General features: G+C 42.0%; 26 protein-coding genes. 16 read left to right on the top strand and 10 right to left on the bottom strand.

Features of this window, described 5'->3' with window-relative positions:
* Window positions 1-14: 14 nt before the first annotated feature.
* A complete protein-coding gene (gene lpcA, locus PR699_RS17170; protein WP_014656671.1) occupies window positions 15-593 on the bottom strand; it encodes a D-sedoheptulose 7-phosphate isomerase in 579 nt (192 codons plus the stop codon).
* Window positions 594-942: 349 nt separating this feature from the next.
* Here lpcA and fadE point away from each other — a divergent pair, with 349 nt between their 5' ends.
* The gene (gene fadE, locus PR699_RS17165; protein WP_004923318.1) at window positions 943-3,402 is read left to right on the top strand and encodes an acyl-CoA dehydrogenase FadE; all 2,460 of its coding nucleotides are present in this window, start codon (window positions 943-945) and stop codon (window positions 3,400-3,402) included.
* A 419-nt stretch (window positions 3,403-3,821) separates the two neighbouring features.
* Here the strand turns inward: fadE and PR699_RS17160 are convergent, their stop codons facing one another.
* Together PR699_RS17160 and lysA are read right to left on the bottom strand one after the other, a co-directional pair.
* The gene (locus tag PR699_RS17160; RefSeq protein ID WP_004923225.1) at window positions 3,822-4,286 is read right to left on the bottom strand and encodes a RidA family protein; all 465 of its coding nucleotides are present in this window, start codon (window positions 4,284-4,286) and stop codon (window positions 3,822-3,824) included.
* A gap of 1,318 nt (window positions 4,287-5,604) precedes the next feature.
* Window positions 5,605-6,864 (bottom strand): diaminopimelate decarboxylase, encoded by a 1,260-nt coding sequence (gene lysA / locus PR699_RS17155; protein WP_004923229.1) that lies wholly within the window; start codon window positions 6,862-6,864, stop codon window positions 5,605-5,607.
* Window positions 6,865-6,980: 116 nt separating this feature from the next.
* Between lysA and PR699_RS17150 the strand changes: the two genes are divergently transcribed.
* On the top strand, window positions 6,981-7,916 hold the full coding sequence (locus PR699_RS17150; RefSeq protein ID WP_014656673.1) for a LysR family transcriptional regulator: 936 nt from the start codon (window positions 6,981-6,983) through the stop codon (window positions 7,914-7,916).
* On the opposite strand, the gene PR699_RS17145 is transcribed toward PR699_RS17150, so the two are convergent.
* Complete coding sequence (locus tag PR699_RS17145) at window positions 7,890-8,810, bottom strand: LysR family transcriptional regulator (protein WP_014656674.1); 921 nt, start codon at window positions 8,808-8,810, stop codon at window positions 7,890-7,892. The two genes, PR699_RS17150 and PR699_RS17145, sit on opposite strands and share 27 nt — an antisense overlap.
* Before the next feature lie 124 nt (window positions 8,811-8,934).
* Here PR699_RS17145 and PR699_RS17140 point away from each other — a divergent pair, with 124 nt between their 5' ends.
* Window positions 8,935-9,807: an MBL fold metallo-hydrolase gene (locus PR699_RS17140; protein WP_014656675.1), complete on the top strand. Its 873-nt coding sequence runs from the start codon at window positions 8,935-8,937 to the stop codon at window positions 9,805-9,807.
* Between the two features lie 69 nt (window positions 9,808-9,876).
* Window positions 9,877-10,521 (top strand): DsbA family protein, encoded by a 645-nt coding sequence (locus PR699_RS17135; protein WP_014656676.1) that lies wholly within the window; start codon window positions 9,877-9,879, stop codon window positions 10,519-10,521.
* Between the two features lie 4 nt (window positions 10,522-10,525).
* Here PR699_RS17135 and PR699_RS17130 read toward each other — a convergent pair whose 3' ends face one another.
* On the bottom strand, window positions 10,526-11,365 hold the full coding sequence (locus tag PR699_RS17130; protein ID WP_237713176.1) for an A24 family peptidase: 840 nt from the start codon (window positions 11,363-11,365) through the stop codon (window positions 10,526-10,528).
* A gap of 282 nt (window positions 11,366-11,647) precedes the next feature.
* Here PR699_RS17130 and rsmE point away from each other — a divergent pair, with 282 nt between their 5' ends.
* From rsmE to hemW, 9 genes are all read left to right on the top strand, one after another.
* Window positions 11,648-12,379 carry a 16S rRNA (uracil(1498)-N(3))-methyltransferase gene (rsmE, locus tag PR699_RS17125; RefSeq protein ID WP_004923239.1) on the top strand — a complete coding sequence of 244 codons (732 nt, stop codon included), beginning with the start codon at window positions 11,648-11,650 and terminating at the stop codon, window positions 12,377-12,379.
* 9 nt (window positions 12,380-12,388) lie between these two features.
* Window positions 12,389-13,336 (top strand): glutathione synthase, encoded by a 948-nt coding sequence (gene gshB / locus PR699_RS17120; protein WP_014656678.1) that lies wholly within the window; start codon window positions 12,389-12,391, stop codon window positions 13,334-13,336.
* A 124-nt stretch (window positions 13,337-13,460) separates the two neighbouring features.
* Window positions 13,461-14,021 carry a YqgE/AlgH family protein gene (locus tag PR699_RS17115; RefSeq protein WP_004923247.1) on the top strand — a complete coding sequence of 187 codons (561 nt, stop codon included), beginning with the start codon at window positions 13,461-13,463 and terminating at the stop codon, window positions 14,019-14,021.
* Window positions 14,021-14,440 (top strand): Holliday junction resolvase RuvX, encoded by a 420-nt coding sequence (gene ruvX / locus PR699_RS17110; RefSeq protein ID WP_004923249.1) that lies wholly within the window; start codon window positions 14,021-14,023, stop codon window positions 14,438-14,440. Before PR699_RS17115 ends, ruvX begins: the two co-directional genes overlap by 1 nt.
* Window positions 14,441-14,563: 123 nt before the next feature.
* Window positions 14,564-15,259 (top strand): YggS family pyridoxal phosphate-dependent enzyme, encoded by a 696-nt coding sequence (locus PR699_RS17105; RefSeq protein ID WP_014656679.1) that lies wholly within the window; start codon window positions 14,564-14,566, stop codon window positions 15,257-15,259.
* Between the two features lie 10 nt (window positions 15,260-15,269).
* Window positions 15,270-16,091 (top strand): pyrroline-5-carboxylate reductase, encoded by an 822-nt coding sequence (gene proC / locus PR699_RS17100; protein WP_014656680.1) that lies wholly within the window; start codon window positions 15,270-15,272, stop codon window positions 16,089-16,091.
* Window positions 16,092-16,109: 18 nt separating this feature from the next.
* Complete coding sequence (locus tag PR699_RS17095) at window positions 16,110-16,694, top strand: YggT family protein (protein ID WP_004923256.1); 585 nt, start codon at window positions 16,110-16,112, stop codon at window positions 16,692-16,694.
* Between the two features lie 15 nt (window positions 16,695-16,709).
* Complete coding sequence (gene rdgB / locus PR699_RS17090) at window positions 16,710-17,303, top strand: RdgB/HAM1 family non-canonical purine NTP pyrophosphatase (protein ID WP_004923259.1); 594 nt, start codon at window positions 16,710-16,712, stop codon at window positions 17,301-17,303.
* Window positions 17,296-18,435, top strand: coding sequence for a radical SAM family heme chaperone HemW (hemW, locus tag PR699_RS17085; RefSeq protein WP_014656681.1), 1,140 nt, complete (start codon window positions 17,296-17,298; stop codon window positions 18,433-18,435). The genes rdgB and hemW overlap by 8 nt, the downstream gene beginning before the upstream one ends.
* Before the next feature lie 115 nt (window positions 18,436-18,550).
* On the opposite strand, the gene PR699_RS17080 is transcribed toward hemW, so the two are convergent.
* The 5 genes from PR699_RS17080 to trmB form a co-directional block, all read right to left on the bottom strand.
* Window positions 18,551-19,501, bottom strand: coding sequence for a siderophore ABC transporter substrate-binding protein (locus tag PR699_RS17080; RefSeq protein WP_014656682.1), 951 nt, complete (start codon window positions 19,499-19,501; stop codon window positions 18,551-18,553).
* A 192-nt stretch (window positions 19,502-19,693) separates the two neighbouring features.
* Entirely contained in the window at window positions 19,694-20,419 is a 726-nt protein-coding gene (locus tag PR699_RS17075) for a DUF2884 family protein (RefSeq protein WP_014656683.1), read from the bottom strand.
* A 38-nt stretch (window positions 20,420-20,457) separates the two neighbouring features.
* Window positions 20,458-21,384 carry a glutaminase B gene (gene glsB, locus PR699_RS17070; protein ID WP_004923272.1) on the bottom strand — a complete coding sequence of 309 codons (927 nt, stop codon included), beginning with the start codon at window positions 21,382-21,384 and terminating at the stop codon, window positions 20,458-20,460.
* A gap of 114 nt (window positions 21,385-21,498) precedes the next feature.
* Window positions 21,499-21,828 carry a YggL family protein gene (locus tag PR699_RS17065; protein ID WP_004923275.1) on the bottom strand — a complete coding sequence of 110 codons (330 nt, stop codon included), beginning with the start codon at window positions 21,826-21,828 and terminating at the stop codon, window positions 21,499-21,501.
* A complete protein-coding gene (trmB, locus tag PR699_RS17060) occupies window positions 21,828-22,547 on the bottom strand; it encodes a tRNA (guanosine(46)-N7)-methyltransferase TrmB (protein WP_004923278.1) in 720 nt (239 codons plus the stop codon). Before trmB ends, PR699_RS17065 begins: the two co-directional genes overlap by 1 nt.
* A 275-nt stretch (window positions 22,548-22,822) precedes the next feature.
* Here trmB and mutY point away from each other — a divergent pair, with 275 nt between their 5' ends.
* The 3 genes from mutY to mltC are packed head-to-tail and all read left to right on the top strand — an operon-like array spanning window position 22,823 to window position 25,283.
* Window positions 22,823-23,887: an A/G-specific adenine glycosylase gene (gene mutY / locus PR699_RS17055; RefSeq protein ID WP_014656684.1), complete on the top strand. Its 1,065-nt coding sequence runs from the start codon at window positions 22,823-22,825 to the stop codon at window positions 23,885-23,887.
* On the top strand, window positions 23,887-24,156 hold the full coding sequence (locus tag PR699_RS17050) for an oxidative damage protection protein (RefSeq protein ID WP_014656685.1): 270 nt from the start codon (window positions 23,887-23,889) through the stop codon (window positions 24,154-24,156). The genes mutY and PR699_RS17050 overlap by 1 nt, the downstream gene beginning before the upstream one ends.
* Before the next feature lie 53 nt (window positions 24,157-24,209).
* Window positions 24,210-25,283, top strand: coding sequence for a membrane-bound lytic murein transglycosylase MltC (gene mltC, locus PR699_RS17045; RefSeq protein WP_004923287.1), 1,074 nt, complete (start codon window positions 24,210-24,212; stop codon window positions 25,281-25,283).
* Window positions 25,284-25,469 lie beyond the last annotated feature (186 nt).

Genomic DNA, 25,469 nt, shown 5'->3' with positions numbered 1-25,469 from the left:
TATAGTTTAAGAAACTACTTTACCATTTCTTTTTCAATCAGCTGGATCAGGATATGAATCACTTTAATATGGATTTCCTGAATACGATCCGCATAACCAAAATGAGGTACACGAATTTCAATATCTGCGCTACCCGCCATTTTGCCGCCGTCTTTCCCAGTCAGCGTAATCACTTTCATGCCCTTTTCACGCGCAGCACTAATAGCTTTGATAATGTTGCCTGAGTTGCCAGAAGTCGAAATGCCCAGAAGAACATCCCCTTCTTTACCTACAGCCTCAATAAAGCGAGAAAACACATATTCATAGCCAAAGTCATTACTGACACAAGATAAGTGGCTAACATCAGAAATGGCAATAGCAGGATAGCCTGGGCGATTTTCACGGTAACGCCCTGTCAGTTCTTCAGCAAAGTGCATGGCATCACAGTGGGAGCCACCATTACCACACGAAAGCACTTTTCCTCCGGCTTTAAAGGAATCTGCCAGTAACACCGCCGCTTGCTCAATAGCCTGAATATTTGCATCATCACTAAGGAATTTTGCCAACGTATCGGCCGCTTCTGATAATTCACCACGGATCAGGTCTTGATACATGAGATTTCCCCTTAAATTTAACGAGTTTTGTGCCATGATAAACGGCATCAAGATAGGTAATTAATCTTTACTACTCAGATTGTTACACAGGGTACATTTTCTTTCTACATCTGATTACGCTTGATTTATGCATTTAGGGCTAATCAATGCGTTTTGCCTCTTTTTCTCCCTTTGCGCCTACTTCATCTATCTCACAAATTTTTTTATGAAACAATCACCAAACATTATTTGGTGATTTTGTGAGCCAAGTTGTAATTAAGATGTAAATGTCTTGCTAATTGTTTATTACTGGATATAGATTAAGAGAAACAACAGGTCAGACCTCTTACAAGTAGACAGGAGTTTCCCTATGACCCTACTCAGCATAATTCTATTTCTCGCATTAATCGGTATTCTCTGTTACCACAAGACTTCGTTAACATTGAGTACCGTTCTGTTACTTGCCTATACCGCCGTTATGGGGGTACTTGATGTATGGAGTTACTGGATGTTACTGCCAGTGGCTCTTGTGTTATTCCCTTTTGTTTTCACTCCCGTGCGTCAATCACTAGTTTCAGTACGTGCACTGAAACTGTTCCAAAAAGTCATGCCTCCCATGTCTCGTACAGAGAAAGAAGCCATTGATGCAGGAACAACATGGTGGGAAGGTGATCTTTTCCGTGGCGCACCGGATTGGAATAAATTACATAATTACCCAAAACCACAGCTGACGGCTGAAGAACAAGCCTTCATTGATGGCCCTGTAGAAACGGTTTGTGGCATGGTGAATGATTTTGCAGTAAGCCATGAATTGTCCGATCTCCCCCCAGAAGTTTGGCAATATTTACGTGAGCACCGCTTCTTCGCCATGATCATCAAAAAAGAGTATGGCGGCCTTGAGTTCTCTGCCTATGCGCAATCCCAAGTTTTACAAAAATTGGCGGGTGTCTCCGGTATCTTAGCTATCACCGTTGGTGTTCCTAACTCATTGGGGCCAGGTGAGTTGCTGCAACATTATGGTACTGATGAACAGAAAAAACGTTACCTCCCTGGCTTAGCGACAGGTGAAGAGATCCCTTGTTTTGCGCTTACTAGCCCAGAAGCTGGCTCTGACGCCGGTGCTATCCCTGATACTGGCGTTGTCTGTATGGGTGAATGGCAAGGAGAGCAAGTGTTAGGTATGCGTTTAAATTGGAACAAACGCTATATCACTCTTGCCCCCATCGCGACAGTTCTTGGGTTGGCTTTCAAATTATCGGATCCCGATCGTTTATTGGGTGGTGAAACACAGTTAGGGATCACCTGTGCGTTAATCCCCACTAATACCCCAGGCGTCGAAATAGGCCATCGTCACTTCCCACTGAATATTCCATTTATGAATGGACCAACGCGCGGAAAAGACATCTTTGTTCCTATCGACTACATTATCGGTGGCCCTAAAATGGCAGGCCAAGGCTGGCGTATGCTTGTGGAGTGTTTATCTGTAGGTCGTGGAATTACTCTACCATCTAACTCGACAGGTAGCTTAAAGAGCATTGCAATGGCGACAGGAGCCTACGCTTATATTCGTCGCCAATTTAAATTGCCTATTGGTAAGATGGAAGGGATTGAAGAGCCGCTCGCTCGTATCGCAGGTAATGCCTATTTGATGGATGCTGCTGCTACATTGATTACCTCTGGTATCATGTTAGGTGAAAAACCTGCCGTGCTATCTGCTATCGTTAAATACCACTGTACTCACCGTGGGCAACATTCAGTCATCGATGCCATGGATATTACGGGTGGTAAAGGCATTTGTCTTGGCCCATCTAACTTTGTTGGTCGAGCTTACCAAGGTGCGCCAATCGCCATTACCGTTGAAGGTGCCAACATCTTAACCCGTAGCATGATCATCTTTGGTCAAGGGGCTATTCGTTGCCATCCTTATGTGCTCGAAGAGATGGCGGCAGCACAAGACAATAATCTGCACAAATTTGATAAAGCAGTATTTGGTCATATTGGACATGTTATTAGCAACCAAGTCCGTAGTTTCTGGTTGGGATTAACCAATGGTCGAGGAAGTAGCGCGCCAACAAAAGATGAAACGCGTCGTTACTATCAAATGTTAAATCGCCAAAGTGCTAACCTTGCCTTACTTGCCGATATCTCCATGGCTGTTTTAGGTGGTAGCTTAAAACGTCGTGAGCGTATCTCTGCACGCTTAGGCGATATTCTCAGCCACTTATATTTAGCAACCGCAACACTTAAGCGTTATGAAGATGAAGGTCGTCAAAAAGCAGATTTACCACTGGTAAAATGGGCTGTAGAAGATTGTCTGTATCAATCTGAGAAGGCGATGGATGATTTATTGAAAAACTTCCCAAATAGAATGGTTGCAGGTTTAATGCGCATTACCTTGTTCCCGACTGGTCGTGCTATGTCTGCCCCTTCTGATCGCCTAGACCACAAACTAGCACAACTGTTAATGGAGCCATCTGAAACTCGTGACAGGATCGGTCGTGGGCAATATCTGACACCAACAGAGCATAACCCGCATGGTTTAGTGAATCAGGCGCTGTATGACATCATCGCTGCAGAGCCAATTTTTGAGCGCATCTGCCGTCTGAAAGAGCGCAAGTTTAGCTTCACTCGCTTAGATAAATTGGCAGAGCAGATGTTGCCTGAAAATATTATCACACAAGAAGAAGCTGATATTTTACGTAAAGCAGAGGCAAGCCGTCTACGCACCATCAATGTTGATGAATTTGAGTTTGATGCTCTAGGCGTACACAGTGAAAAAAACCCTCGCGAGGAAAATGAAAAGCAAGCTAAGAAAAAGCAAGCCGCTTAATTAGCTGCCTACATTGTCAGCGCCATAAAGCCCCAAGCATATTGGGGCTTTATTTTTTGCATGGAAACTGGCTCATAAAAGGAAACTGAATATTTATTAAAAAGTCATAAGGTAGAGGATGGTGTGTCTTTTTATACAATAATCATTTTGTTAGTGGAGCAATCACGCTCGCTACCCATTCCTGCTATAAGGCCGTTTGTATGGGCATTTCACTGTTCGACACCACTCCCCTTCAAACGGCAGATGCTATGTGACTATTGCCTTTAGGTCGAAATACTAAGAAGTTTGGTTAGTAGATAATTACAGCGGCGTTTTTATTTAGTGCTAAAATACAAAACTCCCGATAAATATTACCGAGAGTTTTATCATCAAAAGGCGGTCAGCCTATATTAAGGCTGGAAATTGATTGCTAAAACAGCTTATTTTTTAACCGCAGTAACTTCAATTTCAACCAACCATTCAGGGTGAACCAGAGCCTTCACTTCCATTGCTGATCTAGCTGGTGTCAGAGGCTGAGCTTTAGTACCGAAGAATTGAGTATAACCTTTCATAAAGCCGTCAAAGTCCATTTTTCCTGTTTCTGGTGTTGCAACAAGGAAAACTTGCATTTTAACAACGTCACCTAATCCTAGGCCTTGTTTTTCCAATGCAGACTTAATTGAGTTAAGTACATTGACGGTTTGTTCTTCTGTGTTTTTACCGAATGAACCATCAGCTTGTTTTGATGGAACAACACCGCTGAAATAATAGGTTTTCATATTCGCAGGTACTTCAACTACGCTCGAGATTGGGAAGTCAGGTACTGCGGTACGAACGATTGAAGAATTATCAGCCATCGCTACGCTGCTGGCTAATAGTGCTGAAATTAGTAATGCTTTTTTCATATTCAGTTCCCTATTTTATGATATTGCTTTTTATAAAATCTAGAAATGACCTCTAGTGAAGATGCCATTACACCTTCTCATCAGTCATTCATATAAGAAGCCACTTTGCCCATAATAAAAATGGTCATCAAAGCAGCATAACATTTATGTGTTTATCTCTTACTATTTCAGTTCAAAAGATATCCACTAAGTGCTTAAGAGATATTATCCCTTACTGCAATATTTATGTTGTCAAATTTACCTTTAATTTGGCGATATATTTACCAGACATAAACTATGGTTTTTTAGCCTATATTCAGAGGCTACCGGAGTAAATTCAGCGCCATTAACCTATTTTAGTACCACATCCTTTCCATGACTTAACAATGTCATGAAGGTGATGAATAAGCTAAATACGAAATGAGTCAGTTTGTCAGAGACTCTCCCGCTAAAATTACACCAACGTATTTGCTGCGCCACAGATTAATGCTCGTCCTCAAAGATATCGTCTAGTTTAAGGGTATTTAACAAAACGCTTTTTTCTTCATTGTTGAATTCATTATCTATGATAATTAATATCAGCAACTTTAGACAGCCATTCACTTATCTAATCATTAAATCAGCAAAAAACTCTCTAAAACACTGAAGGTTACCATTCGTCCATTCAGTAAATGAATGGTGAGCATTAAAGTGCATCTGAACGAATGGATCAAGGGTAATATTCAATTCTTTACAATAATGACGGCTAATTTTATGGCAATCTAGAATTCACTAAGTGAAGTCATCTACACTATCCAGAATTTATAATATTTTAAAATAACAACTTATTTTTTCAACCCATAAACCGCAGTCTGAATGTAAAAGTAATAACTTTAATCCGCCTACCTGAAAGCGCCCTAATAATAGAAACTCAAAAGATAGATACCAATATCCCTACAGGTTAATTGGACATACGTCTACTTTGGATAAAAAACAATCTATTGGTTTACTCTAAAATAGGGAAACCTACTGCTCTCGATAAAAATAGTTAAACTCACGATACAAAAGTAATATTTATCATTATTCAATAAACTGGCCGTTTTTTATTTATAGGTGGCCTTATTTCAATATAAACAAATAATTTTAGTTATAGGTTCAAGCAATAATAAATTAACCTTAGTTATTACAATGAATATATGTTTATTTTTTCAACATATAAACTTATTTTTTATCGCTTAATTTCTGAGATAGGATGAGTTAAAAACCGAAAGAAAATAGGTCAGGAATAGTATTTTAATAAATGAATTTTAATATTAGTTGGTAACGATACTGCTTTAAAAAGCAGTATCGTCAAAAAAGATTAAAGCTCTAATGCCAATAATTCCTCAATCGTTTGGCGACGGCGGATAAGTTTTGGCGTACCCTCAATTAATAACACTTCAGGTAACAGAGGGCGGCTATTGTAGTTTGATGACATCGACGCCCCATAAGCACCAGTATCATGGAAGACCAAATAATCCCCTACTTGCACATCAGGCAGTAAACGGGTCTCGACCATTCCTCCTTCTTGCTGGGTAAACACATCCCCCGATTCACACAAAGGCCCCGCGACAATAGTCTCTTTTAAAGGTACATTTTCTAATGAGCGCCCCTCAGCAGGTAATACAGAGATATGGTGATAACTCCCATACATTGCAGGACGCATCAGATCATTAAATCCACTATCGACCAACACATAGTGGCGGCTTCCCATCGTTTTAACCGCTCTCACTTCCGCGAGCAATACCCCCGATTCAGCAACCAAATAGCGACCCGGTTCAATTTCCAGTTCAATAGAATGACCTAAATGACGCTCAATTCGTTGGCGAGCAGTGTTCCAAAGGCTGTAATAGTGCTGAATATCGATAACTTCATCTTGTTCTCGATAAGGTGTCGATAACCCACCACCGGCTGAAATCGCCTGAATATCCGCATTTGACGAGATCACTTGTTCAACCATTGCATCACAGACATTTGCTAAGTGTTGATAATCGACCCCAGAGCCAATATGCATATGTAGCCCAACCAATGACAGATTATAACGGCGAATTTGTTCCAGTGCTTTTGGTAGGTCTTGATACCAAATACCGTGTTTACTGTTTTCACCACCTGTATTGGTTTTTTGTGAATGACCATGACCAAAACCAGGGTTAATACGCAACCAAACAGGATGACCCGATTTTTGCTCACCAATCTGGCTTAACATATCAATAGATCCAGCATTCACCGGAATATCTAACTCAGTCACCCGTGCCAAAGTGGCTCTATCCAGTACATCAGCAGTAAAAACAATTTCTGAGTTTTCACGACCAGCCTGGAAACCAGCCACAAGCGCACGCTCTATTTCACCTAGCGAAACAGAATCAACCTTGACTCCCTGCTCACGCATTAAGCGCAAAATATGAATATTTGAGCAAGCTTTTTGAGCAAAACGCACGGTATCAAAGGGTTTGAGCTGATTTATTCGTTCAATAATCACTGAGCTGTCGTACACCCAAACAGGGGTGCCAAACTGTTCAGGTAACGTCGATAAGTATTCGGGCGTTAAATATTGGCTAGTAGTGGTGGCAAATGAGGTCATGTTTTTCTCGCACGTAAATTTTTTCTTATATTGTCCTATTATTCAGAGAAAGTTCGGGAAAAAAAATATCCATTTTGCTAAAGTCTATTCATTTTTGATATAGAAAGAAAAACATCATGCAAACTCTCTCTTGGCGACATATTGAAATCTTTCGGGCGGTAATGACGACGCCGAATCTAACAGAAGCAGCGTTACTGCTAAATACCTCACAGCCGACCATTAGTCGAGAGCTTGCTCGCCTTGAACATCTGCTACAGTTCAAATTATTTGATCGCGTTAAAGGCCGCTTGCGCCCGACAGCACAGGGATTACGCTTTTTTGAGGAGGTTGAGCGCTCTTATTATGGTTTAGAGCGGATAAAAAACTCAGTACAAACCATCCGCCGTTTTGATAATGCGCAGATCTCCATCATATGCTTACCCGCCTTCGCCCAATCATTACTACCACAAGTGTGCCAAACATTTATGGCTGATTATCCTGACGTCAATCTGACAGTGATCCCTCAAGAATCACCAATCCTCGAAGAGTGGCTATCGGCTCAACGTTATGATTTTGGTCTAACCGAACACTTACAAACGCCACCAGGCACAGAACAACTCACATTAGGCTCGCTGAATGAGGTTTGTGTCTTACCGGCGGGTCATCCCCTTGAGCATAAACCCGTTTTAACACCGATTGATTTTCAGCAACAAAACTTCATTAGCCTGTCACTAACAGACAGCTATCGGCAGATTATCGATACCATTTTTGCCCAACATCAAATTGAGCGAAAAATGGTGATGGAGACGCATTCAGCATCGTCTATCTGCGCAATGGCGTTAAAAGGCATCGGTATTTCAATCGTCAACCCTATCACTGCTTTGGATTTCCACCAGCAATCAGCAGGTAAGCTGATCATTCGCCCATTGAGTTTTTCGATTCCTTTTACGGTGAGTTTAATTAAGCCGATTCACCGGCCATCATCACAACTATTAGATATTTTTACCCAATACTTACGGGTTTCATTTGCCAAAACTGAGCAGGATTTAAGTAGCGCGTTGCTGCATCAGTGACTGCCAATATTCTGAAGTTGTAAACCAGTTACCTAAAAAATCCAGTACAGCTCTTAATGTTGTCGGCATATTTTGGCGACTGGCATACACTGCATAAATTCCTAATGGCTGCGGCACATAGTCGGGTAATAGCTGGAGCAGCTCCCCTGATTCTAAGTATTTTTTGACCGATAAATAAGGCTGCATAGCAATACCTGCACCATTTAATGCCGCTTGAGCCAAAAATACAGATTCATCGGCACTGAGTCGCCCTCCTACTAATACGGAAAAAGGCTCCCCATCTTTTTCAAAACGCCATAAACTGCGCCCAAAAAAATTGTAGGTCAAACATTCCAGTGGCGCTAAATCCTCCGGCTTAGTCGGTATTTTTTTATCTTTGAAAAAAGATGGCGCTGCACAAATCACAGAGTGGCACGTTGAAAGCGGCTTGGCTATCAAACTCGGCTCTAATTGATTCGTAATACGGATAGCCAAATCAATCCTATCTTCAATCAGATTCACCGCCTTATTTGTAATACTTAAATCAATCGCCATATTCGGGTAGTGTTGTAAAAACTCGGTTATTGCGACAGAAAGCGCTTGGCTGGCAATCGACTGAGCACAACTAATACGCACTAGCCCCGTCAATTGAGTCGCATCATGTTGCTGTTGTACAGGCAGAGTTAAAGAGAGTGCATTTAACTTTAGCGCTTGTTGATAAACCCCTTCTCCTGCCGATGTCAAACTCAGCCGCCTTGTCGTACGGTTTAATAAACGTACCCCAGCCCACTGTTCCATTTCAGCAAGATATCGGGTCACCATCGCTCGTGACATATCGAGTTTATCTGCGGCAGCACTCATACTGCCATGCTCAACAATACTAATAAAAACCTGTACCGCCGTTAATCTATCCATCTATTTGACCGATTTGTGCAACAAACATTTGCTAATTATGGCGTTTTTCTCATCATTATTGCAATTTAATATACACCCAACTTAACGAGGTTTTTAAAATATGGCTAACAATTAGGAGTTAATGATGAAACAACATGCTATCGCCGCCGCCACTTTACTTGCAATGAGCGCTACATTTGCCCATGCAGCAGAGCTTAAATTAGATATCTATAATCCAGGAAATAACAGTGTATTTCCCGTTTCCTCTGAAATTATCAGCGGTGATAAAGAAGTTGTGCTGATCGATGCACAGTTTCAAAAAAATGATGCACAGGCCTTAGTGAAAAAGATAAAAGCGCTCAATAAAACCCTAACAACCATTTATATCAGCCATTCTGATCCCGATTATTATTTTGGATTAGATACGATCACGAAAGCATTTCCTAAAGCTAAGGTGATAGCGACGAAAGAAACCGTTGAAGCTATCAAAGCATCGAAAGATGGCAAGTTGGCATATTGGGGTGAAGTGCTTAAAAACGAAGCGCCAACAACACTTATCGTACCCGATGTGATACAAGGCAATAGTTTTACTGTCGATGGTGAAACTCTCTTTATTAAAGGAAGTGATGGCCCAGCTCCAGAGCGTACTTATGTTTGGGTTCCATCATTGAAAGCTGTCGTTGGGGGAGTCGTTGTCTCTGATAATATCCATGTTTGGATTGCAGATACTCAAACTCAATCATCGCGAAAACACTGGCAACAAACTTTAGAAAGCATTCAAGCTTTACAACCTAAAACCGTTGTACCAGGGCACTTTACTGGCAAATCAAAAATGGATCTTAGCTCTGTTACCTTTACTCAAAATTACTTGAATACCTTTGAGGCCATGGCTGAACAAAGTAAGGATGCCAAAGAGCTTACGAGCAAAATGGAGAAGGCTTACCCTCATCTTGATGATAAATCGAGCTTAGAGCTAAGTGCCAAAGTCATTAAAGGCGAAATGCAGTGGCCACAATAAAATAATCTCAATTAGCCTATCTCTATAATGGATAGGCTAATTGAATCACTGAATAGTTAAGGAGCTATCATGAATAAAATCACCTTACATTACATTTATGACCCTTTATGTGGCTGGTGTTACGGTGCTTCACCATTGATTGAAATTGCCAATTCTCACCCTGACATTGTGTTAGAATTACATGGCGGAGGCATGCTGGCAGGCGCATCATGCCTTCATATGGATAATCAATTCCGTGAACACATCAAACAATCCGATAAACGCATTGCCGCCATGACAGGGCAAATTTTTGGTGATGACTATTTAAAAATGCTGGATGAGCCAAATCTTGTTCTTGATTCAGCACCACCTTTACAAGCCATTCTTGCTTCTGAAAAGCAACAAAAAGCATTAGCGATGTTAAAAGCAGTTCAGCATGCTCATTACGTCTCTGGTCGTCATATCAGCAACCCAAATGTCTTATTAGCGATCGCACAAGAAATCGGGTTAGATAGCGAGCAATACCAGTTTGATTATGCCGAACAAGGAGGGAATAACCTTGAACACCATATTCACTATAGCCGCCAGCTACTGGCTCAATCCGGATCTTCCGGCTTCCCGACCTTACTCATAAAACAGCAGCATAAGTGGCTGCGCGTACCGTTACAAAACTATTTAGGTGATCCTCAAAAATGGCAACAATTTTTGGATTCACTAGTAGCAGCCAATCAATGATGCGCTACGACATCGCGCCATTGAACATCACTAAACACACCAATGGCGCAAATAACCAATAAGTTGCACTCAAAATGATAGCTGGGCCAAAGGGGATACGGGCGATAGCTTTGTGCCGATGACGTAAATAAATGGCCCAATAGTGAAGCCCGCCAATGCCCGCCGCTAGCGCAAAAAACTGAGGTAAATTCATAAGCCCGATCCAAGCTGCACACGCGGCAATCAGTTTAAAATCCCCTCGCCCCATTTGCGGGGATTGGCGGATCTTCTCCATAATTACCGTTAACAGCATGATGGAAAGGTAACTGGTGATCACCGCATAGATAGCCGAAACCACATTACCTTGCTCAGAGCACACTTGATACACTAACCCTACCCATAATAATGGGTAAACAAGTATGTCTGGTAAATAGCCTATTTTCATATCAATAATAAATAGACAAACTATTAAATTGAAGAAAATACTAAATAAAATAACAATAATTAATTCATCATTTAATGAAAAATTAAATATTAATAAAGGAAAATAAATAAGTACCAGCCATTTATAACCTATCCTTATCCCATCTTTATTTAAATATTTTTTAGGAATATGTTGTAACATCAACTGTGAAATTTTCGCTGATATAACAATGATAAAAGCCATAAGTAATAGCCTATAGCCACATACATCCCCCAAAAAACAGTATGAATTATCGATAGTTACATTTCCTGAACTTAAGTTGCCTCGGCATACTGTTAGCATTGGAAAAGTTGAAGTAATAAAATCATTAAGATCACTAAAAGATAAAAAAGAGAGATGATGGATAATTTTATGATAGATCCTTTCAATCGGTAATATCATATATTCTCCTTATTCCATTATGGAGTTATATACAAATATACCGTACCTCTATTTATTTCCCTACACAGTAATTCCGACACAATTTATCGTTTTAACCGCGATGATTTTTTGTCGTATTTGATAATATATTATCATTCATCACACCAATACCACACAGGCTAGACTACAAAAAAACCATAAACCACTATAAAATTGAGCTAGCTCTTGATTTTGGCGATTGCATCCCCATATTTTTGATCTGCTATTGCTCTTTTTTAACCTTGTTCTTTTTAAGGAAACTGTATGCGCATTCCACGCATTTATCACCCTGAGCCACTACAAATTAACACTACAATCGCTCTTGGCGATGATGCAGCCAACCATGTGGGGCGAGTGCTTCGCATGACTGCGGGCCAAAAACTGGAATTATTTGACGGCAGTAATCAGGTGTTTTGCGCTGAAATATCAGAGGCGACAAAAAAGAAAGTCTCCGTCAATATTATCGATAGCCATGTTGATGATAGAGAATCGCCATTAGATTTACACCTTGGGCAAGTCATGTCGCGTGGTGAAAAAATGGAGTTTACTATCCAAAAATCGGTGGAACTAGGTGTTAATACAATCACCCCTTTACTCTCTGAGCGCTGTGGTGTTCGTTTAGATCCTGAAAGGTTAGAGAAAAAACGACAACAATGGCAAAAGATTGCCATTGCTGCGTGTGAGCAGTGTGGTCGTAATCGGATCCCACAAATTCGTCCTGTACAGTCACTCGAAGCATGGTGTGCTGAGGAAGATGGGGCATTTAAGGTCAACTTACACCCACGAGCAACACAAAGTATCAATACATTACCTGCTGAATTAAATAAAGTTCGGCTATTAATCGGCCCCGAAGGTGGGCTAAGTGAAGAAGAAATCGCCATGACAGCTAATTATCAATTTACCGATATTCTGTTAGGGCCAAGAGTGTTAAGAACAGAAACGACTGCGCTAACTGCAATCACCGCACTGCAAGTGCGCCTAGGTGACCTAGGTTAAGGAGAAAAAATGATCAAGCTCGGTATAGTAATGGATCCTATTTCATCCATTAAAATCAAGAAAGATACTAGTTTTGCTATGATGCTGGAAGCTCAACGTCGTGGTTATGAAATCCATTATATGGAGATGAATGATCTCTATCTGTATCAAGGTGAAGCTCGCGCAACGACAAAAGTCGTCACTGTCAAAGAAAACCCAAACAAATGGTATGAGTTCAAATCTGAGCAAGATATCGCGCTCGGTGATCTTGACGCTATTTTAATGCGTAAAGACCCCCCTTTCGACACTGAGTTTATCTATGCAACTTATATTCTTGAAAGAGCTGAGCAGGCTGGCGCACTGATCGTCAACAAGCCACAAAGTTTACGCGACTGCAATGAAAAACTGTTTACAGCGTGGTTCCCTGAATTAACGCCACACACATTAGTCACGCGCAGCGCTAAACAGCTACGTGAGTTCCACCAAAAGCATGGCGATGTGATTTTTAAACCACTTGATGGAATGGGCGGAGCGTCTATTTTCCGTTTGAAGCAAGACGACCCTAACGTTGGGGTTATTATCGAAACGCTCACCGAACATGCTAGCCGTTACTGCATGGCACAAAACTATTTGCCAGCAATTAAAGATGGTGACAAACGTGTACTGGTCGTTGATGGTGAGCCTGTGCCTTACTGTCTAGCTCGTATCCCAGCACAGGGGGAAACCCGTGGTAATTTGGCGGCAGGTGGTCGCGGAGAAGCTCGCCCATTAAGTGAAAGCGATTGGGAAATTGCCCGCGCCGTTGCCCCAACTTTAAAAGCAAAAGGCTTATACTTTGTTGGGCTTGATATTATAGGCGATCGTTTGACTGAAATTAATGTCACTAGCCCAACTTGTGCCCGCGAAATTGAAGCCGCTTACGATATTTCTATCACGGGTATGTTGATGGATGCCATTGAGCGCGATATAAAAAAATAGTGCCTTCAGCGCTAAAAATAGCGTATTGGTAATGAGAAAAGGCTCATTAAAGTGCCTTTTCTCAACCTTTAAAGGCAATTCTTATCATTAAAATAGGTTACTTACTACACTGAGCCTAAAAATTATGAATTTACAAAATCATTTTTTGATAGCAATGCCATCTCTTACTGATCCCTATTTTGAGCAGTCTGTTGTTTATGTGTGTGAACACAATGAAAAAGGCGCTATGGGGATCGTTATCAATAAACCTATTGATGATTTTTCTGTGAGTACCATGCTCGAGAAATTAGAGATAGCGGTTTCAACAACCAATACCAGCAACCTTGCTAAACCAGTGATTGCTGGTGGCCCTGTTGCTGAAGAGCATGGTTTTATCCTCCATACGCCGATTAAAGGCTTTGCCTCAAGTCTGCATCTCAATGATGACATGATGGTAACGACCTCTAAAGATATCTTAGAAACACTCGGCAAGGACCAGCAGCCTATGCAATCATTAGTCGCTCTGGGATATGCAAGCTGGGAGCCCGGTCAACTCGAAAATGAAATTATGGAAAATAGTTGGTTGACGGTAGAAGCCACACCAGAGTTAGTGTTTGATACCCCCATTAAAGATCGCTGGCAAGCTGCTGCTAACCTTCTAGGCGTGAATATCCATACAATTTCCATGCAGGCAGGGCACGCGTGATGTCTAGCAGAACCCTTCTTGCATTTGATTTTGGTACGAAAAGTATTGGTGTTGCTGTTGGCCAAGAAATCACAGGAACAGCCCGCTCCCTCGCCTCACTGAAAGCCAATGATGGCCGCCCTGATTGGCAACAGATCGAAAAGTTGCTAAAAGAGTGGCAACCTCAATTGGTCATTGTTGGCCTTCCTTTAAATATGGATGGCACTGAACAACTTGTCACCAGCCAAGCGCGTAACTTTGCTAATCGTATCCATGGGCGATTTGGTGTCAAAGTCGAGCTACACGATGAACGCCTATCCACGGTTGCCGCAAAAGCAGAACTATTTGAGCGTGGTGGTTACCGAGCACTGAGTAAAGGCAAAGTAGACTCAGCATCTGCTGTCGTGATCTTAGAAAGTTGGTTTGAGCAACACCTTTAAGCCGCACAATGTTTTCCGAAATGTAATTTTTTTTAATCTACACATGCAAAGGTGCCGTTATCAAGCAATATGCTTTACACTATGGGCATTATGATTATCCACCTAACGTAATTGAACAGAATAATGACCATTCAACGTAATATCTCTGATGTAAAAGCGCGTATTGAACGAGCGGCAGCAGAATGTCATCGCTCTGCACAGGACATCACACTACTTGCAGTAAGTAAAACCAAACCTTGTGACGCTATCTTGGAGGCTATCGAGGCTGGACAGCGTCAATTCGGTGAAAATTATGTTCAGGAAGGCGTTGAGAAAATTCAGTTTTTCGCGGATAGACAAGATCTGGTTTGGCATTTTATTGGCCCATTACAATCAAACAAAAGCCGTCTTGTCGCCGAGCATTTTGACTGGTTCCATACGCTGGATCGGCAAAAAATCGCCCAACGTCTAAATGATCAGCGTCCAAGCAACAAAGCACCGCTAAATGTGCTGATCCAAATAAATATCAGTGATGAAAACAGTAAGTCAGGCATAAAACTTGAAGAGCTTGATGAGCTAGCAAAACAAGTTAGCCAAATGCCTAACCTAGTTTTTCGTGGTTTGATGACCATTCCAGCACCGGAAAGTGACTACCAGCGCCAATGCGAAGCTTTTCGCAAAATGGAGCAAGCCTATCAACAGTTACAAACACACTACCCTAGCGTCGACACCCTATCTATGGGGATGACCGATGATATGGCTGCTGCCATTCATTGTGGGTCGACCCTCGTTCGTATCGGAACGGCTATTTTTGGTGCCCGTGACTATCACAAATCATAAGGAGTACAACATGCAACATCGCAAAATTGCATTTATAGGTGCCGGAAATATGGCCCATGCTATTATTGCAGGGCTTGTTAGCCACGGTTACCCCGCCTCAATGATCACCGTCTGTTCGCCAACCCCTGTTCGCCGAGAAAAAATCGCCGAACAATATGGCGTTATCAGCAGTAGTGATAATGTATCCGCTGTGCAACACGCCGATGTGATTGTACTTGCTGTAAAACCACAAATGATGGAAGAGGTGTGTCAACCTTTACAGCATGCCGTGGATTTCAGTAAAAAACTGGTATTGACCATTGCTGCGGGTATCCCCGCTCACCGCTATGCCGATTATTTAGCCCAACCATTGCAGTTGGTTCGTATCATGCCAAATACGCCATCACTCGTCGGTAAAGGCGTGAGTGGTTTATTCGCAGAAGAGAGTATTAACGCCGAAGACAAACAATTTGCAGAGCAATTGATGCAAAGTGTTGGCTCGACAATTTGGTGCGAAAACGAGCAAGAGATCAATAATATTATTGCGATTACTGGAAGCTCTCCTGCTTACTTCTTCTTATTTATGGAATCCATGCAGCAAGAAGCCGAGAAACTAGGCTATACGCCCGATCAAGCCCGTCAATTGGTCTTAAATGCCGCGGAAGGTGCTGTTGCGTTGTCGAAATCACAAGGCGACACCCCATTTTCCACATTGCGCGAACAAGTGACTTCTAAGGGAGGAACGACAGCGATGGCATTAGCGCAATTTTACGATAGTGGTCTTCCGCAAATGGTAGCAAAAGCGATGCAACGTGCTATCACTCGGGCAGAAGAGATGGAAAAACTTTTTTAATTAACAGCGGGACGAGACATGCAGACTTTACTTTTTGTCGTTACAACCATTATTCAACTTTATATTTTTATCTTACTGCTACGAGTCTGGATGCAGTGGGTACGTGCAGATTACTATAACCCCTTCTCCGTGTTCGTGGTAAAAGCCACGAAACCTGTTATTACACCATTACGCCGTGTTATCCCTTCTATCGGGCCTATTGATACAGCAACAGTTACTATCGCATTTATCTTATCACTTGTTGCTATTGTCTTTAGCTTGTGGATCACCCATACATTGGCCCTTCTCAGTTTTAGTGTTATTCCAATCAGTATTATTCTGTTACTAACCTATGCCGGAAAATTAATTTTCTGGATGATATTGATTAGAGCGATCATGAGCTGGATTAGCCAAGGCCGTAATCCTGTCGACTATTTGTTATATCAATTAACAGAACCATTAATGGCGCCAATCCGTCGCATTATCCCTGCTATGGGTGGGCTTGATTTCTCAGCAATGATTGTCATGTTCATCTTAATTGCGCTGAATTATCTACGTTCTGATATTTCACTGATGATTGATCCAACATTAACAGGCATTCTCTACGCTGTTGGCGTAATGTAATAAGAGCGATTAAAAATGCAAAAGGTTGTTTTAGCTACCGGTAATCCGGGAAAAGTCAATGAACTTGCTGACCTGTTACGTGATTTTGGGATGGATATCGTAGCCCAAACTTCTCTCGGTGTTGAGTCTGCCGAGGAAACAGGATTAACATTTATCGAAAATGCGATTTTAAAAGCTCGCCATGCTTCTCAGCAAACTGGTCTCCCTGCTATTGCGGATGACTCAGGGATCTCCGTTGACGCACTCGGTGGTGCTCCGGGGATCTATTCCGCTCGCTATGCTGGTGAAGAAGCAACGGATGAACAAAACCTGCATAAATTACTCGATGCGATGAAATCGGTGCCTGATGGGGAACGTCAGGCACAATTTAACTGTGTGTTGGTTTACTTACGCCATGCAGAAGACCCAACACCTTTGGTTTTCCATGGACGCTGGCATGGCATCATCACTCATGAACCGAGTGGGCAAGGCGGTTTTGGTTATGATCCTATTTTTTATGTGCCAGAACTGAATTGTACCTCTGCTGAGCTGACGAAATCAGAAAAACAAGCGATTTCACATCGAGGCAAAGCCTTAGCAATGCTATTGGATGCACTCAAGAATGCTTAAGTTGCCACCTCTAAGCCTATATATCCATATTCCTTGGTGTGTACAAAAGTGCCCATATTGTGATTTCAATTCGCATACTCTTAAAGGTGATATCCCCCAGCGAGAGTATGTTGAGCACCTGTTGCACGACTTAGAGATTGATGCGAAATTCATCGGTGATCGCGCCATCAAAACACTATTTATTGGTGGAGGTACACCAAGCTTATTAAGTGCGGAATCCATGCAAGCGCTGATGGATGGTGTACGTCAACGAATTCATCTTGACCCACAAGCTGAAATCACGATGGAAGCTAACCCGGGTACTGTGGAAGCCGATCGTTTTTCAGGCTACCAAAAAGCAGGGATTAACCGGATCTCTATTGGTGTACAGAGCTTTGGCGATGACAAATTGATTACTCTTGGCCGCATCCACGGCGCTGAAGAAGCGAAACGGGCTGCGAAGCTTGCGACACAGCTTAATTTACGTAGTTTTAACTTAGACTTGATGCATGGCTTGCCTTCACAAACTCGTGATGAAGGGTTATCTGACTTGCGCCAAGCAATTGCGCTTTCCCCTCCCCATTTATCTTGGTATCAATTGACTATCGAGCCTAATACACAATTTGGCTCGCGCCCTCCGACCCTGCCCGATGATGATACATTATGGGAAATTTATTCCGAAGGGCATAAGCTGCTCACTGCGGCAGGGTATCAGCAATATGAAACATCGGCTTATGCTAAGCCTGGTTTTCAATGTGAACATAACCTCAACTATTGGCGTTTTGGTGATTATCTCGGTATCGGCTGTGGCGCTCATGGTAAGATCTCATTCACTGATGGACGTATTATGCGTACCATCAAGACTAAGCATCCTCGTGGTTATATGGAGGGGCGCTATTTACAAAAATCTTACGATGTCGATGCCCAAGATAGGCCGTTCGAATATTTTATGAACCGCTTTCGGTTATTGGAGCCAATGCCCCGAAAAGAATTTAGTGACTATACGGGCTTGCCTGAATCGGTGGTAAGAGACTCACTTAATGAAGCGCTAAATAAAGGCTATATCACTGAAAATGAGCATGAGTGGCAAATTACCAAACATGGCAAATTATTCTTAAACTCATTACTAGAGCTTTTTCTTGATGAAGAGTAATTTATTTTTGCAATAAAAATATCCCTATCCCGCCCCATAAATCACAAAAGCCCGCAGATTAAAGTGCGCTCATAAAATTAGGCGCTTTTAACTGGTGCGGGCTTTTTTAGATCACTTATAGTGCTTTAGCGACTGCATCAACTTGTTCTGTTAGGCTCACTAAACCACCACCTGACAAATACCATAAATCAGACTGCAAGTATGTGATTTTGCCATTTTTGTAGGCTTTCGTTTCTTGAATATTTTGATCTTCGAAAACGGTTTTATCCAGCTTACCTGCCCCGATCGCTTCACTGCGATCCACGATTAAAATCACATCAGGATCTGCCTGTGCGATGGTTTTCGTATCAACGACACGGCGCTTAGACTTATCCGCTTCTGCTGGCTCTGGTAACTCTGCGCGTTGTGCTTTAACAACATCATAAACAACACTTTGGTTATTTGGGATCAATTTGCCATCGTTATGCAGCAGAACTAACACTTTAGACTGTGATTTTTTCGCTTTTTCTTGGGCTACCGCAATAGATTTATCCAACTGAGCCAGTTGCTCTTCTACCGATTTTTGATTGCCATACAGCTCACCGATTAAATTGATATTCGCTTTCACTGAATCAATGTAATGCTGGCTATTTGTACCTAAATTAATGGTTGGAGCAATTTTAGATAGTTCATCATAAGACTTACCTTGGCGGCCAGTGATCACGATCAGATCAGGCTTTAATTCTGCAATTTTTGCAAGATCAGGCTGTTTCATTCCACCTGCATTTTGCACATTAGCAGCAATATTGCCTTTAATGTAAGCAGGCGCATTGCCCATTGGCAGCGCAACGACCTTATCGCCAAGCCCTAATTTTTGCATTGAATCATAAACACCAAAGTCGAATAAAACCACTTTCTGTGGAGCCTTATTCACTTCAGTCTCACCTGACAAATGTTTGATATTCACTTTTTCAGTGCCTTGTGCAATGACGGCGTTAGGGGTAAATGCCGCTGATTCAGCACTCAGTGCATATGGCGCGGAAAAAGAGAGTAAGGAAACAAGTACAGCAGGAATGAATTTTTTCATATTAAACAATACCAGTTAGTCACTAAACCAAACTTGCATTCTAGAGTGAGCCATTAATAAGTCAATCAAATAAGAATCAATTTCATTTTGATTATTATTATTGATAAAAACATCACATTTTTGCTGTGCTAAATAACAAAGAGGCAGAGCCCAAAATAGGCCTCTGCCTCTTAAAAAAGAAGAGAATATCTCTTACTTCAGTGAATTCATTAATGAAATACGTTGCTGTTCAAGGGAAGTCACTTTACCACACACTTGTTGACCAAACTGTTGGAAGCTATTTTCTTGTTTTTTCCACTCCGCTTCGAGGTCTTGCTGAAGCCCACCTAAATTCCCTAAAAGACCTTGCAGCGCTTTACTGCTATCACCGCCAGAGAGCAGTTGCTTACGCCCCATTTCATTAATACTGTCCTGTAATATACCACCTAGACTCTCATTGACCAATTGACGCCCTTGCGTTTCAACTTTGCTCATTGCTTGGTGATGGAAAGCATAACCATCAGGGCGTGTCTCTATGACTTGATTGATCTGACCATTAAGGTCACTTTCTAACTTTGTTAAGCGTTTACGTACATTGCTATCATTACCGATTACTCGGATCACCACTTTATCAAGGGTATTTTTCGAGGCCGATAATTTATTTTGGGTTTCCAATTTGATCCATGGAATATCATTACGGATAGCGGCTTGATAACGAACAGCTTGCTGCCTTTGCTGCTCGGTTACCTCAATTTTTTTGCCATTAAGAGTCACATCACCATTAGGCGTAATATTCAAGTCGCCACTGCGCCCAACCACTTGAACACTTGCTGGGGTCAGAAAGATATCGTCTTTAGGCGTCACTGAACATTTATAATCTGCGGCCTGAGTGCCTGCACTAGCCAATAAAGAAAGAACAATTAAAGTACGGCGTAACATAGTAACTCCTATTAGATCGTTTTACCGATTGATGATATCTAAAACACCGAACGACCAATGCGTTTTGATAATAATTCAAGAGCTGCGCAACCCACCAGCGAGTTCCCCGCCGAATCTAATTCAGGTGCCCATACCGCAACAGAAAACTGGTTCGGTACGACACAAACGATCCCACCGCCAACCCCTGATTTACCAGGCATGCCAATACGAAAGGCAAATTCACCAGAACCATCATACATCCCACAAGTCATCATTAAGGCATTAATTTGCCGCGACTGTAGTGGCGTAATAATAGGGTCGATAGAGCAAGATGACATCCCTTGTGATGTTAAGTAAGAGAAGCAGCGTGCCAGCTCTACACAGTTCATACTTAGAGAACAATAATGAAAGTAAGTTTCGAGAACTGTAAGGACATTATTCTCAAAATTACCAAATGATTTCATCAAAAAGGCAATGGCGGCATTACGGCTGGCATGTTCAAGTTCCGAACGCGCAACCGCAATGTCGTAGCTAATATCTGGCTCGCAAGCAAGTTTTCGGACAAACTCTAGCATGCGTTGCTTGGGCGCACTTAAACGTGATTGCAGCATATCTGTAATCACAATCGCTCCCGCATTAATAAAAGGGTTACGCGGAATACCTTTTTCCATTTCAAGCTGGATCAAGGAGTTAAATGGTAATCCTGATGGCTCTTTCCCGACGCGTCGCCAAATTTCATCTTCTTCATAACGCGTCATCGCTAAAGTCAGGCTCAGTACTTTTGAAATTGATTGGATAGAAAAACGTGTCTGAGCATCTCCCGCCATAAAAATTTCACCGTCAGCAGTATGCACCGCAATCCCCAATTGATGAGGAGGGACATTCGCGAGAGCAGGAATATAATCTGCGACCGCGCCTTGACCAATTAAAGGCCGTACTTGGTCTAAGATATCGTTCAGTAGTTGATTAGAAAATAGACGGCTCACTGTACTTCACTCCAGAAAACAAAGGCATCCTAAAAGGATGCCTTTGGTCGTAATGACCATTAGAGTTCGTAAAACAAATAAGAAACCCAATAAATCGATTACCGACTTAAGAAATTATTCCCACCAAACATCAAATAGCTCTGAAACAACGATATCTTTCATGCCTTTTGATTTTAGCCAGTTTTCGACAATGGTACGGTGTTCTTCAGTACATTTACCGATTTTTTGCAGGCAAACAATACCTTCCCAGCTCATATAACCACTTGCTTCAAACGCTAAGCCATTAGGTTCAATTGCTTCAGCAATCAATGCATCAACGGTACGATCGACTTCTTCGATAGGCGTACCTTCTTCAAAGCTCCATTTTACAATGAACCCTAACTCTTGGAATTCATCAATACGTAGTTTTTTACGTAAACGACGACTGCGTTGTTGCTTAGCCATTATTTTGTCCTCTCAAACATTAAATCCCATACACCGTGCCCCAACCGCTGGCCGCGTTTTTCAAATTTTGTTTCAGGTCGTGTTTCAGGCCGAGGTACATAATCCCCTGATGCAGATAAGTTTTTATACCCATCTGCATGGCTCATCACTTCCAACATATGTTCCGCATATGGCTCCCAATCCGTCGCCATATGAAAAACACCGCCCTTCACCAGTTTAGCGCGAATTTTATCGGCAAAAGGCCCTTGCACAATACGGCGCTTGTTATGTTTTGCCTTATGCCATGGATCTGGGAAAAATAGCTGAACCATAGATAAACTTTCATCGGGGATCATACGGTCCAACACTTCAATTGCGTCATGACACATGACACGTAAATTTGTCACATTTTCTTCTTTTGCGGAAGCAAGGCATGCTCCAACACCAGGCGCATGGACTTCAATCCCTAGAAAGTTTTTTTCAGGATTTTGTGAGGCCATTGTGACTAAAGAGGCCCCCATACCAAACCCTATCTCAAGTACAACAGGATTTTGGTTATTAAAAATTGCGGCAAAATCTAAAGGCTGTGCAACAAAATCGATCCCCATCGTTGCCCATTCACTTTGTAGCGCATCTTCTTGGCGTTGCGTCAAACGTCCTTGACGACGGACAAAGCTGCGAACGCGGCGCATAACCCGCCCTTCTTCATTATATTCTGGGGAGATGACGTTATTGATCATAATATAAAAATTCTACGAATTGATTGCCTAATCAAGTAAACAAGCGAAAATGACTACCCTTGCCGACTATTTTCAACAAGTTAGTAAAACGATTAATAATACAAACTTCACATGAAAGTGCAGGGAGTTTATCAAAACTCATCCAAGGTTGCAGGTGAAAATTGGATAACTTTACACTCCAGCACACAATAAGCGGTTTACAGCTTGTCCGGTCTATGTTGCAATCCTGACTATCTCTGATTTTAATAGAATTACCGATAAAAATAATATACTCAATGGAAGCTCAACAATTTTCGCTCGCCGTGCTTAATTGGTATCACCAATATGGCCGGAAAACTTTGCCGTGGCAAAAAGAAAAAACGTCATACCATGTCTGGCTCTCGGAAGTCATGCTACAACAAACTCAAGTCAGTACGGTTATTCCCTATTTCGAAAAATTTATTCGCCGTTTTCCCGATGTAAAAGACCTCGCGAATGCCCCCTTAGATGAAGTATTACATCTATGGACGGGGCTGGGCTATTACGCACGCGCTCGCAATTTGCATAAGGCCGCAAAAGTCATAGCAGAACGTTTCAATGGGCTGTTTCCAACTACATTCGATGATGTTGTGGCCCTTCCTGGTGTTGGTCGCTCTACAGCAGGCGCTATTTTGTCGTTATCACAACAACAGCACTATCCAATATTAGATGGTAATGTTAAACGCGTGCTCGCTCGCTGCTATGCCATCGAAGGATGGCCAGGGAAAAAAGAGGTCGAAAATCGCTTATGGGATATCAGTACTGAGGTTACCCCTAAAGAAGGCGTCCAGTTCTTTAATCAGGCTATGATGGATTTAGGTGCTATGGTATGCACCCGTAGTAAACCGAAATGCGAACTTTGCCCCCTGCATTTAGGTTGCATAGCCTATGCTAACCACTCATGGCAGGATTACCCCGGTAAAAAGCCGAAACAAAAGATCCCTGAAAAGACAGCTTGGTTTCTAATTATGCAGCAAGGCGATCTCGTTTGGCTTGAACAGCGACCACCTTCAGGTATTTGGGGAGGGCTATTTGCCTTCCCTCAATTTGAAACCCAAGAGCAAATGAATGCGTGGCTTTCTCAATCCGGTATTCAACATGATACGCCAGAACAATTAATTGCGTTTCGCCACACATTCAGCCATTTTCATCTGGATATTATTCCTGTTAAAGTTAATATTCAGGCATTTACTTCAGCCATGGATGAAGGTAAAGGACTTTGGTATAACTTAAATCTCGGTGCAACAATCGGCCTCGCTGCGCCGGTTGAAAGCTTACTTCAACAGCTTGCCGTGCCGCCTGATATTCTGAGGAAAAAATAATGAGTAGAACAATTTTTTGTACTTTTTTACAACGTGACGCTGAGGGGCAAGATTTTCAGCTCTATCCGGGTGAGCTAGGAAAGTGCATTTTTAATGAGATTTCGAAAGAGGCTTGGGGTCAGTGGATGGCAAAACAAACCATGCTGATTAATGAGAAAAAGCTCAATACCATGAACCCTGATGACCGTAAAATGCTAGAGCAAGAAATGGTTAAGTTCCTATTTGAGGGACACGATATTCATATCGACGGCTACACACCTGAAAAATAATTGATTGGTCTACCTATCTTAGGTAGACCATGAGCTTGAATACTGTGGAATGTATGAAAAAACTGTTAGCCTTAACGCTGCTGGTGCCTCTTCTTATCTCCTGCTCCAGCAATAAAGAGTCTGATTTTAATCCTAACTATGTGAAAGACACCAATGGGTTCGATATCCTTATGGGGCAATTTGCCCACAATATCGAAAATATCTGGGGGATCAAAGAAGTTCTCATTGCAGGCCCTAAAGATTATGTTAAGTATACCGATGAGTATCGTACCCGTAGTCATATCAACTTTGATGCTGGGACGATTACAGTAGAAACCATCTCCGCCGTAGAGCCTTCAGAACATTTGAAAAAGGCTATCATCACTACCCTATTAATGGGTGATGACCCAAATTCTATCGATTTGTATTCTGATATTAATGATATACCTCACAGCCAAGAACCTTTTCTATTTGGGCAGGTATTAGATAACACAGGTGAACCCATTCGTTGGGAATGGCGCGCAAATAAATACGCTGAATACCTTGTTAATAATAAGTTGCAGCGCCGGCAATCAGGTATGAATGTCATTTGGTCTGTGACCATGCAACTGGTTCCTAACCACCTTGATAAACGCGCTCATAAGTACCTTCCTTTTATCAGGAAGGCATCGGCTAAATATGGGGTTGATGAGTCACTTATTTTAGCCATTATGCAAATCGAATCGAGCTTTAACCCTTACGCGGTAAGTCGTTCCGATGCGTTAGGCTTGATGCAAATCATGCCAAATACCGCGGGTAAAGATGTTTTCCGTTCGCAAGGTAAGTCAGGGGTTCCGAGCCGTAGTTATCTTTTCGATCCGGAAAAAAATATTGATACGGGAACTGCTTATTTGGCAATTTTACAAAATAGCTATTTAGGTGATATTCAAAACCCAGTGTCACGCCGTTATGCCGTAATAACCGCTTATAACGGTGGTGCTGGTAGCGTCCTTAGAGTCTTCCACAGCGATAAAAAAGTAGCTGCACAGAAGATCAATCAGCTCGCCCCTGGCGAAGTTTATCAAACGCTATCAACAAAGCATCCTGCTGCCGAATCGCGTAATTATCTGATAAAAGTCGATAAGGCTCAGAAGAATTACCGTCTCTAAAGGCGATTAATATTAGTACAAAAAGCACTCGTTTCAGTATATAACTGGCGAGTGTTTTTTATTTTATCGTCTTTTTATTAGCCTCACTGTTCAATAATCAGCTAACCTGTTGAAAAAAAGCGCATACGAAATAAAGTTTTTCGAATGTTCCTTGACTCCAACTGTGAAATCAGGTTTAATACGCCT

It is taken from the genome of Providencia sp. PROV268, from assembly GCF_028477805.1.
Taxonomy (GTDB): Bacteria; Pseudomonadota; Gammaproteobacteria; order Enterobacterales; family Enterobacteriaceae; genus Providencia; species Providencia stuartii.
This window is presented reverse-complemented; position numbering and strand designations above follow the sequence as displayed.